Origin of the sequence: Sulfitobacter sp. SK012, from assembly GCF_003352085.1 — a bacterium.
Lineage (GTDB): Bacteria > Pseudomonadota > Alphaproteobacteria > Rhodobacterales > Rhodobacteraceae > Sulfitobacter.
Genome location: NZ_CP025804.1, coordinates 3,605,041 through 3,617,266, shown reverse-complemented (window position 1 = coordinate 3,617,266; position 12,226 = coordinate 3,605,041). Strand labels below are relative to the sequence as shown.

Sequence of the window (12,226 nt, the reverse complement as noted above, 5' to 3'; positions counted from 1 at the left end):
TAACTGATGAAACAATCTGCAGAATGCAGCGGTGGGTCGTTTCAAGGGAGGTACTAATGCTCTGGCTAATTAGCCACGTTGTTATCGCTACAGCATGTATCATTCGAATTCTTCTGCGCCCACACCGGCAACCGGAATCGCGGTTGTCGTGGTTGGTGGTTGTTCTTGCGCTTCCTTACGTGGGTGTGACTGCCTATTTGCTTCTCGGCGAGACCAATATTGGGCGAAAACGTGTTGCGCGGTTGGGCAAGATACTTAATAATTTGCCACGCCCGGAAGACACCGCTGGCTGGAGCGTCCCTCTTGATGCCTCCGAAGCCCTCGGAAAATGGGCACCGCTTTTCAAAATGGGAGAGTCAATTAGTGGCTATCAGCCTGTTGGTGGCAACGTGGCGCGCCTGATGGAAAATTCTGATGCGGCCATTGATGAAATGGCAGCCGACATCGATGCGGCCAGCGACCACGTTCATTTGATGTTCTATATTTGGCTGACAGACAGCAATGGCATGAAGATAGTTGAGGCGCTGAAACGGGCCGCGTCGCGGGGTGTCACCTGTCGCGCAATGGCAGATGACCTTGGCTCAAGGGATATGGTGCACAGCCCGCAGTGGCGGGAAATGAAGGCAGCAGGGGTGCACGTGGCAAGTGCTCTTAGGATTGGAAACCCATTGCTTAGGGCGTTCGATGGCCGGATCGACTTGCGTGACCACCGCAAGATCTTGGTGATCGACAATCGGATCACTTATTGTGGCAGTCAAAACTGTGCAGATCCCGCGTTTCTGCCCAAAAAGAAATTCGCGCCTTGGGTGGATGCTGTCATGCGTTTTGAGGGCCCAGTGGTGCGCCAAAACCAGCACCTCTTTGCCAGCGACTGGATGGCGAATACAGATGAAGATATCAGGTATATTCTCCGCCAGCCCATGGATGAACCAGGGCCGGGGTTTACTGCGCAAGTGATTGGCACAGGTCCAACCGTCCGAAGTTCAGCCATGCCGGAAATGTTTGAGACGCTTATGTATGCAGCGCGCGATCAACTGTTTATTACTACGCCTTATTACGTTCCCAACAGCCCGATGGAAGCAGCACTCTGTGCTGCTGCAAACCGCGGGGTCAACACGACGATCATTTTCCCTGAGCGCAACGATGACTTTGCAGTCGGAGCGACCAGTAAAAGTTACTACGAGGAATTGCTGACTTCTGGTGTGAAAATATTTGAATACCAGCGCGGTATTTTGCACACAAAATCCATAACGCTGGATGGCGAAATCACTCTCATTGGCTCTGCTAATATGGATCGTCGAAGCTTTGATCTAAACTATGAGAACAACATTCTACTGTATGACCCTGCAATGACTGAAGATATGCGCGCTCGTCAGTCTCAGTATTTGGAAGACAGTCGGCGTGTCACCCTCGAAGAGGTTCAGGGCTGGAGTTGGCGAAAACGTATCTTGAACAACGCTCTCGCCATTTTAGGTCCCGTGCTGTGAGCGCCGAAAACAAGTTTTCGAATAGCTCACCTTCGCTATGACTGCGTCATTAGGACTGCTCAGTCCAAACGAGGGCCTACCTTGGCACAACGGGCACGAGGCGAACTTTTCTCTCGCAACTGCGGCTGTATCCGCCCGTATAGCCATCCCTCGGGCTAATTAATTTTCGAGCGGGTCTTCGTCTTTTTGCGGCTAAATCACTGCTTTTCAAAAGAAATAATAACTTCACCTATGTCGACGCCATATTTCTTCATATAGGCGCGGTTCAAGACACGGGTCTCACTGAGCTGCCACATCCAGTCGTCAAACCGCACGCGCAATGTGCCGTCCGGAACGGGCAGATCAATCAGGTATTGCCAATTAAAGGTATCGCCGCGCTCTTCGCCGGTGGCCTCGCCAATCACACCCGGAGCGCTGCCGCGCCACGTATCAGCACCGGTTTTGACCAGCGTCCACACCCGTTGCTCCGTGCTTTTGTCCTCATAGACGAAATTTTCGACCAGCGTCAGGGTCTCACCATCCCACGTACCGTTGATTACGACATCAAACCGCCGGCGCACCGTGCCAAAAACATCCTGAAACTGGCCTGTGGCGACGACGCGACCATCAAAGAACTCCTCAAGGTTGAACTCGGCCTCAGAGAGTTTTTCATCTTCCAAAGATGGCTTGCCCGCACATGCAGCAAGGCCAAGGAACAGCAGCAAAGCAATCAGACGCATTGGGGTACCTTTCACGCATTAAGTCTTTGGATCAAGCTAGCGCATGATATCGGGGCGACCAGCCCCATCAAGAACCACAGATGCTCGATCACCCAAACTGAGAGGTCGATTTCAATGAACTTGCCTCATAGTTTAAGAACTGCGACCATGCGGCCTGCGAGGTCCAAAGGGGGTGGTTATCATGGAATTCCAAAGTTTATTTGCAATGCTGGTGGTTGGTGCCTTGGCTGGTTGGCTATCGGGCCGGATCATGGAGGGCCGTGGCTTTGGCATCTTTGGCAACATAATCGTAGGAGTTGTCGGAGCGTTTCTAGCCGGGCTGATATTCCCTGCATTGGGCTTTTCTGTTGGTGGTGGTTTTATTTCGTCGATTTTCCACGCCACTGTTGGGTCGGTAATGCTCCTTTTCATCATCGGCCTAATAAAACGCTCTTAACTAAATTCCAGTCGAAGGAGCGCAAACCAATCCTAACTTGTTAGGAAAAAGCCCCTCCAAGAATTGTTTTGTGAAAAATGTTCAGGGCTTGCTCGAAAGATGGTTCATCTAGAATGCGCCGCTTGGGGCCATTCAAAGGAAAACGAAAATCTTAGCCGCCAAAATGACTGGCAGATTATTGACTGTCTGATGTTTCCGACAGCTAGAGGGACAAAATGGAAAAACGCAAACTGGGGGCCAATGGGCCAGAGATTGGCGCAATCGGCTATGGTGCTATGTCCTTTTCTGACATGTATGGACCCACAAACGAGGCCCAAAGCCATGCGGTCCTCGATGCCTGTCGTGACTTGGGCGTCACGCACCTCGACACTGCCAATGTCTACGGCATGGGGAAATCAGAAAACGCCATCGGGAGTTACCTGAAATCTAATCCGGGCGCGCAAGACGAGTTCATCATCGCGACAAAGGCGGCCATAACGCGTGATCCCGATGGCAACCGCATCTTCGACAATTCCGCTGAGCATCTCGAAGCGGAGTTGGACAAATCGTTGCAACGCCTTGGATTGGATTGCGTGGACTTATTTTATGCGCATCGCCGCGACCCAGGGATCACACCGGAAGAAACGGCCGCCAACCTTGGTCGGCTGGTTGAGAAGGGCAAGACCAAAGCAATCGGGCTTTCGGAAGTCTCGCCTGCGACACTGCGGCGCGCTATGAAAGCCCATCCGATTGCTGCCGTGCAATCGGAATACTCCCTCTCCACGCGGTTTCCTGATCTTGGACTGGTGCAGACTTGCGCTGAGTTTGGTGTTGCGCTGGTGGCCTTCTCGCCGGTGGGGCGCTCGTTGCTGACGGATAATCCGATCCCACGCGATCGCCTCCCAACCCTGCCATTCCTCGCTGGCAATCCTCGTTTCATGGAGCCGGGCCTGACCGAAAATCTACGCATCACAGATGGCTTCCGGAAACTGGCGGCTGACATGGGTATATCGGCGGCAGGGCTGGCAAATGCTTGGCTTCTTACGCGCGGGTCACATGTGATTCCGATCCCGGGAACCCGGTCAGTCGAGCACTTACAGGAGTGTATGTCTGGGGCCTCTTTGACGCTTTCTGAAACAGATCTCGAGCAGATTGAAGCTGTGCTACCTGTCGGCTGGGCCCACGGGGATCGCTATTCAGCGGAGCAATGGATCGGTCCTGAGCGGTATTGCTGAGGAGCGGCACGTTAAGGATAGAACCGAGACTGAGATGCGTAAATCGGTGCGGAACGAACAACCACCCCCGATGGTCTGACAGAAACGCAGTTTGAGCTATCTTATTACTCTGCTTGCACAACCCAGTAGGTTGAATCCGTTACGTCGAATTCATATGTTCGCGGTCGGTCATGAACAGACCTGGTTGAACAATAAAGAGGCTTCACCATGAACGATACGAACGCAAAAGAGACGTTTTCCTTTCAGACTGAAGTGGGGCAGCTCCTCGATATCGTTGCTGGGTCGCTTTATTCCAATCGTGAAATTTTCCTGCGGGAGTTGGTCTCAAACGCGTCTGATGCTTGCGACAAGCTGCGCTACGAAACTCTCACGAACCCGTCGCTCGCTGAAAGCTCTGATGAATTTTCTATCTCACTCAACGTCGAAAAAAAGGCAAAGACACTGACGGTCTCCGACAACGGGATCGGCATGAGCCACGATGACCTGCTGGAGACATTGGGAACAATTGCGAGATCTGGCACAGGAGCTTTCCTTGAGGCGCTCAAGTCGAACGGGAAAGACGGTCTGGGATTAATTGGCAAGTTCGGTGTTGGCTTTTATTCTGCGTTCATGGTGGCAGACCGTGTCGATGTTTTAACCCGCAAGGCTGGCGAGGAAAAAGCCTGGCAGTGGTCGTCGGACGGCAAAGGCGAGTTTACGATCGAGCCTGGGGAACGCGACGCTTCCGGAACGACGGTCATCTTGCACCTGAAAAAGGATGCAAAGGAGTTTCTGGAAGAAAACCGCATTCGCCAGATCATCAACACCTATTCAGAACATATCAGTTTTCCGGTGAAACTCGGCGATGACACACTTAACTCGGCGTCCGCGATCTGGACCCGCACGCCCAAAGACATCACCGAAGAACAGCACACTGAATTTTACCATCACACGTCAAATGCTTTCGATAAGCCCTGGCATGTCATGCACAACCGGGTTGAAGGCGCGGTCAACCATACCAGTCTTCTGTACATTCCCTCGGTCGCGCCATTCGATCTCCTTGATGCGGACCGGAAAAGCCACGTGAAACTCTATGTGAACCGGGTCTTCATCTCCGACACCACGAAGGATCTGATCCCAACCTATTTGAGGTTCTTGCGCGGCATCGTGGATTCTCAGGATCTGTCACTCAATGTCTCGCGTGAGATGCTCCAGTCGGACCCAAAACTTGCCAAGATCAAAACCTCGATCACCAAGAAAGTGCTTGGAGAGTTAAAGAAAAAAGCCAACAAGGCACCCGAAGAATACGCAGAATTCTGGACTAACTTCGGGGCTGTTTTGAAGGAGGGACTCATTGAGGACCCAGCTTTGCGTGACAGGATCCTGGAGATCTGCCGTTTCTCCTCCACTCAGAGCAGTGAACTGACGAGTTTGGCTGACTACGTCGGACGCTGCAAAGATGGCCAAGAGGCGATCTATTACATGGCTGGAGAAGACGCATCAAAGATTGTGCAGTCGCCGCATCTTGAAGGGTACAAAGCCAAAGGCATCGAAGTGTTGCTGTTGTCCGATCCAGTGGACGAATTCTGGCTGCAGCACGTCGCCGAATTTGAAGGCAAACCGTTCAAGTCGGTCACTCGCGGTGCCGCGGATCTGGACAAGATAGCGAAGGATGAAAACGAGGAAGACGGTAAGCAAGACGCGGAGACGCGCGATATCGCTGAGTTGATCGCATGCATAAAACTCGAACTCGGTGATGCCATCAAGGACGTCCGCCCTTCCAAGCGTCTTACGGATAGCCCTGTATGCCTCATTGCTGACGATGGAGATATGGACGTCAATCTAGAGCGGATACTTAAGAGGCACGGTCAGTTACAGCAGGGTATGCCTCGGGTCCTCGAGTTGAATCCGGACCATGCGATCATTATGAAACTCGCTGAACGCGCGAAGGGCGGCGACGCAGCGTCAGACGATTTACTCAAGGACGCCGCTCACTTGCTGCTGGATCAGGCGCGGATAGCAGATGGTGAAGTGCCGTCTGACCCCGCCGCGTTCGCACGCAGGCTTGGCTCAGTCATGGAGAATGCTCTTTAGTCGAAACTCTGATCGCCTCAGCGAGGAGTTCGCCCTTGAAACAGTGTTTGATCCACAGGCCCTAATGAAGGGGTCGCAGGCGACGTCATCGCCGGTGATACTCAGGATTTGTGGCTAGATTGGTGTCACGCCGTTTTGCCCCGTGCATCACTATTCTTGCATTGCGTGACATGATTAGACTATCGGAGTGTGAAACGGATTTAGGATTTATTGATGGTTCGACTAGCGCTTTCTGCTGCCACCTACTTAATTGCTAATGCGGTCGGCCTTCTGCTGTCTATTTTTATTCTTGATGGCTTCTCCATTGGCCCGCTGGCGTTTTTGGTGGCTGTAATGATTTTTAGCGTGGTTCAAGGCATTTCGGGGCCGCTTATTGCAAAGGTTTCTTCGAAGAACGTTCCGCAATTCATGGGTGGCATATCGCTTGTCACCATATTTATTGGCTTATGGATAACCACATTGCTGGTTTCGGGCATGCATATCGGCGGAATTGCCAATTGGTTAGCAGCGACTCTCCTTGTCTGGATCGGCAGTTTGGTTGCTGAAATCCTTATTCCCATTTTCGTGTTCAAACAGCTTAGAGAAGAGAAGAATTAAGGGTCGGAGATAATCCGGTCCCGTTACTGTCCGCCATTGCACAAAGGATGGTCTCTTGCTCGGTCGGCAACCCTACTCTTCTCCCTGACATGTATCCACGCGATGCTCTATGTCGGGGCCAGCCGCTGTCCCGCTGGATATGCTCTAGCACCGCCCTTTGCAGCTTTGGTAGGGATGCGGATTACGTTTCTCGAACACCTTAGTTTTGCATAATTGAACAGCTGCCCAACAAAAGCAAAACGCCCCGCATCAGCAGGGCGCTTTCAGACCGTCAGTGAGTGTCAGCCACGGCGTCGGTGTGCGACGCCCAGAACCCCTAACCACCTCCGAGTTGCGGAAGGAATTTCGGCATCGTGCCCTTTAACGTCTTCAAAAGAATATTATATCCCACACCGCATTTGCGGCATAAGACGGTATCGCGGCGATCTCGCCTTACGTTAAATGCTATGCAGAGATAACAATTACCTCGGCGCTCGCTACTCGCACCTCGCTGCGCGCATCGTAAAAATCCAACCAACCTCGAAGACGCGTAAAATTTTGACTGGTGGCGTCAAACAAAAACAGATCGTTGAGGACAAACTCAGCGCGCAGCTCTCGCGTGGCCAGTCGCGTGGCGGGGATCAGACTACCAGCCATCACCGCCTTGAGGTCTGCCAAGACTCGGTTCAGTTTCAGCCCGTGTTTGTCTGCACGGACGTCGCTGTAGGCCCCGGCACAAGACATGCGAAGGGGTACAGTGCGCTCGCCTGAATTGAAAAGCCGGGCAGACACGCTTGTCACACGAAAGCTCTAATATGACCCCGCAAGTCCGGCTGGTTCAATACATCCTGCCAGTAGAACGGACAAAACCGAGACCTACTCAAACATCCCACTACCGGGCGTTTGAACGAAACGCCTCATTTGCCCTACACCCAGACCGTTACGCTAAGGTCACCAGACGCCTCTTTTCTGGTCGTCACCGCCGCCTCCATTTCGGTTCCTTTGCCGCGCTGCTCCATGTTGCCACTGGGATGTCTACGTGCCTTGATATCCCATTCGTGAAAGCAAGACACTAGAAAGGGCCCCTGCGTTTCTCCATCCCTGCGGTAAGATCCCCGGCAAAATATTTTTTCCGACTGCTCATCATCCACCGACAGAAGGAAGGAAATATACGGCTGGATAAAAATGTCATTTACCATGGTTACTTCGCCAATCATCCCGTTGGAGCACGACACGGGGATATGATCCGACCGGCTGCTGGTACCGCTACATCGTACCGCGCGACCCGTGGTCGTAAAACGTGACTTGGCAGGAACGCTTGTCTGCGGCGGGCTGGCGAGCACTTTGCCAGAATTGCTCACCACTGCCACCGGCTGGGTGATTTCCGCTGCGGCCTGCGCCCTGACTATGGGGATTGCAGGCAAATAAAGGAGCTCGCAGCCCGACACAATCGACGCCTACGCGCCCGTAAGAATGTAATGCTTCAAAAGAAAAATTCTCCAATAAAAATTTAATGATCACATAATGATACGATCACACTACTCGATACTACACAGATGCATTAGTCAGGATATCCGTAACCTTGCCGCCGCCAATAACTTCGCGGACGGGTTTGCAAATCTCTGGATCTAGCACCGCTGGATCATGCTTCATTTCCGCCCAGCGATCCGATGAGTGCTGCTTTGCATAGCAGTTTGGTGGTGCTGAGAGCATATGTAGAAGCTCTTCAGTCAAAGCTCTCCCAAGTCCGGCACCAACATCGAACAATTGTGATAGGTTGTCCTGATCTTTCCCGGCGCAGGGATTGCGAAAGATTGCCATGCCAGCCGCACGCGTGATCGGTGTGCAAAGCCTTCTCATTTCGCCCTTAGTTATGTTTTTATGGTAAAAGCGCCCTTTTGAATTTCCATAGTCAGGCACATTCATTTCCCGTTGGGCGAGCTTGGCCTTTGGCTTTTTGAAGGGCAAACGGAAGGCGGAGTATCTGCGCAATCGCTTGCACAGGTTGGCTTTCTCAGCGGAACATGTCCTCGCGACAGCTGTTGTTCGGGGAATTGCAGCAAAGCAACGTTATGTCTGAATAACACAGATCGGAGGCGGTCGCAGCGAAGGTCCGAATTGAGATTATAGTGAACGATGCTGCGATATGTGCATTTTGACAGTAAAGGCGGAGCCAGGCATTCGCTAAGCGCTGCGCTAGGGGCTCCACTTGCACGTTCGGAGATGGCTGCTCTGAATTGTCCATTCACGTCTGAGCTATGCTTTGGTCAAATAATTGCTCTCAAGGTTTTAGTGAAATGGCATGGCCAGATGCCAGCAAGCGCAAAGCCAATTGAGCATATATTTCGAGCAGTCACTGCGCCTCGGTTGCTGCCACTAATTTCCTTCTAAAAGATCGGCTGACGGGCACCGTGTCACCGGTGCTCAACACCAGAATCAAATTCTGCCCGCTCTTTTGTTCATTCACAATCGCCGACTTCGCAACCCAGTGAGAGCGATGCACTTGCAATCCATCCTTCGTGGAAAGGTCACGAACAATGTCGGAAAAGCGAGCAAGGACTAACCGGCTTTCGTGTTGGGTCGTAATACGAACATAATGCTCCTGCGCCTCAACCCATAAAATAACGCCACTCAGGGGAGGATCAATTGTCGACAAAAATGTGCCCTTCTTGCTTTCGTCAACGGGCGAAGCGCCGCTGGTTGAAGCACGCAGCACCCATCCAGGGACCGACAAGAGCAAGCAAAGTGCAACGTGATTATCAAAGAGAAACACCAACTCTAATCCGAACTCGAAAACTCTCAATGTTGTACCGCTGCCAGCGCCACCAATACCCAATTCTGGATAGCCCAAAATGATATCCATGGCAGTTACAGCCAAGACAAATGGCAGATGGCTTAGCAAGATCGAGAGCACTAGGACTTTTGACTTGGAAAACGATCCTGGTGCATACCTTTCAATGATTGAGCGAGCACTGATGAACATCAAGCTCTGCATCATAATTCTGATCAGCCAATAGCAATATGTACCAAAGAGCGCAGCGAACCCACCACCACTGGGACTGCTGGCAGCAATCAAGACTGCTGCAAACAATGCGACCACTGCCATATACTTTTCTTCTAGGTGCTTCACTCATGCATTCCATTCATGCTTCTTGAACAGCACTATAGGCGTTGAACACCTTGAAATGATAGAGGTTTGCTGCTCACGAAATGTCCGTTCATTCTAATATGGATGCCCTTGGTGAAACGGTCGGTGCACCCACTTGAGGTTTATGAAACCATCGCTGTAGTGTGTCCGAAATCACCTTACCCACATGGAGATACACTATGAAGCTTTTGAAAATCGTCGCCGTTTCCCTGCCACTCTTGGCCTTCGGTGCTGCGACCGCCTCCGCTCAGGACACGTCGATGAGTTTCTTCGTTACCAGCATTGGCTCAGGAAATGGCGGCGATCTTGGCGGCCTTGCCGGTGCTGACGCCCACTGTGCTACTCTTGCTGAGGCCGCCGGTTCATCTGGAAAATCATGGACCGCCTACCTAAGCACTCAAGAGGACGGAAAGCGCGGCACATCTGCGCGTGACCGCATTGGAAGTGGGCCTTGGTACAATGCCGCAGGTGTTCTTATCGCTTCCAATTTAGATGAACTTCATCTGAGCCCGAACATTACGAAATCCACAGGCCTCGATGAAGCTGGTAATCTTGTAAACGGTCGAGGCGACAAGCCCAACCGCCATGATTTGTTAACAGGTACCATGATGGACGGAACAGCATATTTTCCAAATGTTGAGGAGGACCGCACCTGTAGCAACTGGACCAGTTCTGGCGAAGGCAGTGCGACTGTTGGGCACCACGACCGTCACGGTGGCGGCAACACTTCATGGAACGCTGCGCACAACTCGCGCGGGTGCTCACAAGAAGCCCTCACAAAAACCGGTGGTGCAGGTCTGTTCATGTGCTTTGCCGCTAATTAACCATTATCCCGTCGCTGCACCTCGTCTAGGGGGGCAGCGACCCCCATTTCTACAAACGCTGGAATTTTGCCAATGACCCACTCTGGGAAAACACTCTTAGCTGTTGTTGCTTGCAGCGCATTTTTTGCAACACCAGCTTTTTCCGATATCGCTTTCTCGTTTAACGAAGGCGCGCCTAAGGATCGTTTTACGATTACCAACACAGGCAGTTGTAGCATTGAAAATGCGACCATCATGTTGGATTTATCCACGTCAAAATCTGGCCTGATCTTTGATGTTACTGGAAAAGGCGCAGGCGTGGAGGTGTTTCAGCCATTGGTGATTATGACAGGAGCTGATGCTCTGCGTACTATTCCAAGTGTGAAAGATGGTGATAATCGCATTGAGTTAGACATCAAACAGCTTGCGGCAGGCAAGGAAGTTAGCTTCACAATCGATGTGGATGACACAATGGGCGGCAGAGAAATTACAGTGTCAGGCTCCGAGATAGAGGGCGCTCAAGTGAAATTTTCGCAAAGCGGCACAAGTGAAACCGCTTTTTTTGCCTCAAACGCAAGCGGTTTGATTAAGGTAGGCGGCTGCTGATAGCGACCGCTGCGCAACTAGATCCAGCGCGCATACTTAGGTAAAACGACCAAATAAACGTCTTTCAATCGCCCTCGGTGCGACTGCCTCCCGCGATAGCTGACATTGGCTGCGCCGTCCACGAAGGCGGCTCTGGTCCGAAAACAGACGTCGCGCGGTTCCAATGGAACGGTCGCTTCTCCGGATAGGAGTCATTGGTCCGGCCTATCGCGAAAGCCCGCTTCGAACTCAGTAGGACTAATGCTGCAAATTGTCCTGATGAGTGCTTTGGGCAGGTTTTGTATTTTGCTAAGTAGCACGAACGGTCCTTTGCTGCCATTGATTGGGCCCAACAGCGTTATCATGGCGGACCAGTGAGAAACGATCAGAAAGGTCTTCTTTGGCCCTGCCTTCGTTCTCATCTCGTCTCCTTTCAAGGATTACGATAAAACTAAGACTCTCGCTAAGCCAAGCTGCCGATCGGTCTTAAGGTTCGCTACGGGATACTGTTCGTATTACAAATGCAGGAACCGATACTTTTCCAAAATCTGAAGCAGCATCTCCTTGGCGTGTTTCCGATGCGCATGGTGGATTTGGTGTGCTTCATCCACGTTTCCGGCGCGGATTGCTTCTAGGACCCCGCGGTGGTCTTCGTTGGATTTCATCGGCAGAGGGCGAAATTGTAGTGTCATGGCGCGGGCGCGGCGAACCTGATCTACCATCATCGCAGCAATGGCTTCGACACGCCTATTTTGGCCCAAACGTACCAATTCGCTATGAAATTGATCATCTGCAATGGCCCATGCGTCTAAGTCTTCACGGCTAACAGCATGATCCATATCGTTGATCGCTTTGGCGAGCGTGGAAAGGTCTTCGTCTGAGTAATTGGCGCGTGCCGCATTGGCGGCTGATAAGCTTTCTAGCTCAGTCAGGACGTCGTAGATTTCACGCATGTCAGAAGGGGATAAAGAGAGTACCCGCAGTCCCTTGCGAGGGCGCATTTCAACAAGGCCCTGTGCCTCTAACATCAACGCGGCCTCTCTTACGGGGGTGCGGGACATGTTGAGGCGGTCGGCGAGTTCGCTTTCCAAGTGGTCGGTGCCTGCACCGAGCTCGCCAGCAAATATTAAGCGACGAAGTTCTTCGACCGCGCGTTGGGTATTGGACATCTGTTTTCCGCTTCCA

The 12,226-nt window shown here is 52.1% G+C and carries 13 protein-coding genes; 7 read left to right on the top strand and 6 right to left on the bottom strand.

Translation table 11 applies throughout. The annotated features are described in order from the left end of the window. Positions 1–56: 56 nt before the first annotated feature. A complete protein-coding gene (gene cls / locus C1J03_RS17640) occupies positions 57–1,487 on the top strand; it encodes a cardiolipin synthase (protein ID WP_114887781.1) in 1,431 nt (476 codons plus the stop codon). A gap of 197 nt (positions 1,488–1,684) precedes the next feature. Here the strand turns inward: cls and C1J03_RS17635 are convergent, their stop codons facing one another. Further along, positions 1,685–2,206 carry a DUF3833 domain-containing protein gene (locus tag C1J03_RS17635; RefSeq protein ID WP_114887780.1) on the bottom strand — a complete coding sequence of 174 codons (522 nt, stop codon included), beginning with the start codon at positions 2,204–2,206 and terminating at the stop codon, positions 1,685–1,687. A 181-nt stretch (positions 2,207–2,387) separates the two neighbouring features. Between C1J03_RS17635 and C1J03_RS17630 the strand changes: the two genes are divergently transcribed. The 4 genes from C1J03_RS17630 (at position 2,388) to C1J03_RS17615 (ending at position 6,526) form a co-directional block, all read left to right on the top strand. Then, positions 2,388–2,642, top strand: a complete 255-nt coding sequence (locus tag C1J03_RS17630) for a GlsB/YeaQ/YmgE family stress response membrane protein (RefSeq protein WP_114887779.1) — start codon at positions 2,388–2,390, stop codon at positions 2,640–2,642. A 215-nt stretch (positions 2,643–2,857) separates the two neighbouring features. Continuing rightward, complete coding sequence (locus tag C1J03_RS17625; RefSeq protein ID WP_114887778.1) at positions 2,858–3,856, top strand: aldo/keto reductase; 999 nt, start codon at positions 2,858–2,860, stop codon at positions 3,854–3,856. Between the two features lie 207 nt (positions 3,857–4,063). Next, positions 4,064–5,929 carry a molecular chaperone HtpG gene (gene htpG, locus C1J03_RS17620; RefSeq protein WP_114887777.1) on the top strand — a complete coding sequence of 622 codons (1,866 nt, stop codon included), beginning with the start codon at positions 4,064–4,066 and terminating at the stop codon, positions 5,927–5,929. 213 nt (positions 5,930–6,142) lie between these two features. Continuing rightward, positions 6,143–6,526: a phage holin family protein gene (locus C1J03_RS17615; RefSeq protein WP_114887776.1), complete on the top strand. Its 384-nt coding sequence runs from the start codon at positions 6,143–6,145 to the stop codon at positions 6,524–6,526. A gap of 444 nt (positions 6,527–6,970) precedes the next feature. On the opposite strand, the gene C1J03_RS17610 is transcribed toward C1J03_RS17615, so the two are convergent. The 4 genes from C1J03_RS17610 to C1J03_RS17595 all read right to left on the bottom strand — a co-directional run bounded on the left by C1J03_RS17610 (position 6,971) and on the right by C1J03_RS17595 (position 9,635). Further along, positions 6,971–7,306: a hypothetical protein gene (locus C1J03_RS17610; RefSeq protein WP_114887775.1), complete on the bottom strand. Its 336-nt coding sequence runs from the start codon at positions 7,304–7,306 to the stop codon at positions 6,971–6,973. 125 nt (positions 7,307–7,431) lie between these two features. Then, positions 7,432–7,953 (bottom strand): hypothetical protein, encoded by a 522-nt coding sequence (locus C1J03_RS17605; RefSeq protein ID WP_114887774.1) that lies wholly within the window; start codon positions 7,951–7,953, stop codon positions 7,432–7,434. 100 nt (positions 7,954–8,053) lie between these two features. Next, the gene (locus tag C1J03_RS17600; RefSeq protein WP_162798582.1) at positions 8,054–8,431 is read right to left on the bottom strand and encodes an amino acid synthesis family protein; all 378 of its coding nucleotides are present in this window, start codon (positions 8,429–8,431) and stop codon (positions 8,054–8,056) included. 427 nt (positions 8,432–8,858) lie between these two features. Further along, positions 8,859–9,635 carry a LytTR family DNA-binding domain-containing protein gene (locus C1J03_RS17595; RefSeq protein WP_162798581.1) on the bottom strand — a complete coding sequence of 259 codons (777 nt, stop codon included), beginning with the start codon at positions 9,633–9,635 and terminating at the stop codon, positions 8,859–8,861. A gap of 197 nt (positions 9,636–9,832) precedes the next feature. Here C1J03_RS17595 and C1J03_RS17590 point away from each other — a divergent pair, with 197 nt between their 5' ends. Both C1J03_RS17590 and C1J03_RS17585 read left to right on the top strand, forming a co-directional pair. Beyond that, positions 9,833–10,477: a hypothetical protein gene (locus tag C1J03_RS17590; RefSeq protein WP_114887771.1), complete on the top strand. Its 645-nt coding sequence runs from the start codon at positions 9,833–9,835 to the stop codon at positions 10,475–10,477. A 72-nt stretch (positions 10,478–10,549) separates the two neighbouring features. Continuing rightward, a complete protein-coding gene (locus C1J03_RS17585; RefSeq protein WP_216825864.1) occupies positions 10,550–11,062 on the top strand; it encodes an aggregation factor core in 513 nt (170 codons plus the stop codon). A gap of 494 nt (positions 11,063–11,556) precedes the next feature. Here C1J03_RS17585 and C1J03_RS17575 read toward each other — a convergent pair whose 3' ends face one another. Continuing rightward, positions 11,557–12,210, bottom strand: coding sequence for a GntR family transcriptional regulator (locus C1J03_RS17575; RefSeq protein ID WP_254694085.1), 654 nt, complete (start codon positions 12,208–12,210; stop codon positions 11,557–11,559). Positions 12,211–12,226 lie beyond the last annotated feature (16 nt).

What these genes read in the sequence shown, in the direction of transcription:
- C1J03_RS17600 (WP_162798582.1), bottom strand. Translation starts at nt 8,431, where the DNA reads ATGAATGTGCCTGACTATGGAAATTCAAAAGGGCGCTTTTACCATAAA.
- cls (WP_114887781.1), top strand. Translation starts at nt 57, where the DNA reads ATGCTCTGGCTAATTAGCCACGTTGTTATCGCTACAGCATGTATCATT.
- C1J03_RS17635 (WP_114887780.1), bottom strand. Translation starts at nt 2,206, where the DNA reads ATGCGTCTGATTGCTTTGCTGCTGTTCCTTGGCCTTGCTGCATGTGCG.
- C1J03_RS17585 (WP_216825864.1), top strand. Translation starts at nt 10,550, where the DNA reads ATGACCCACTCTGGGAAAACACTCTTAGCTGTTGTTGCTTGCAGCGCA.
- C1J03_RS17615 (WP_114887776.1), top strand. Translation starts at nt 6,143, where the DNA reads ATGGTTCGACTAGCGCTTTCTGCTGCCACCTACTTAATTGCTAATGCG.
- htpG (WP_114887777.1), top strand. Translation starts at nt 4,064, where the DNA reads ATGAACGATACGAACGCAAAAGAGACGTTTTCCTTTCAGACTGAAGTG.
- C1J03_RS17630 (WP_114887779.1), top strand. Translation starts at nt 2,388, where the DNA reads ATGGAATTCCAAAGTTTATTTGCAATGCTGGTGGTTGGTGCCTTGGCT.
- C1J03_RS17590 (WP_114887771.1), top strand. Translation starts at nt 9,833, where the DNA reads ATGAAGCTTTTGAAAATCGTCGCCGTTTCCCTGCCACTCTTGGCCTTC.
- C1J03_RS17575 (WP_254694085.1), bottom strand. Translation starts at nt 12,210, where the DNA reads ATGTCCAATACCCAACGCGCGGTCGAAGAACTTCGTCGCTTAATATTT.
- C1J03_RS17625 (WP_114887778.1), top strand. Translation starts at nt 2,858, where the DNA reads ATGGAAAAACGCAAACTGGGGGCCAATGGGCCAGAGATTGGCGCAATC.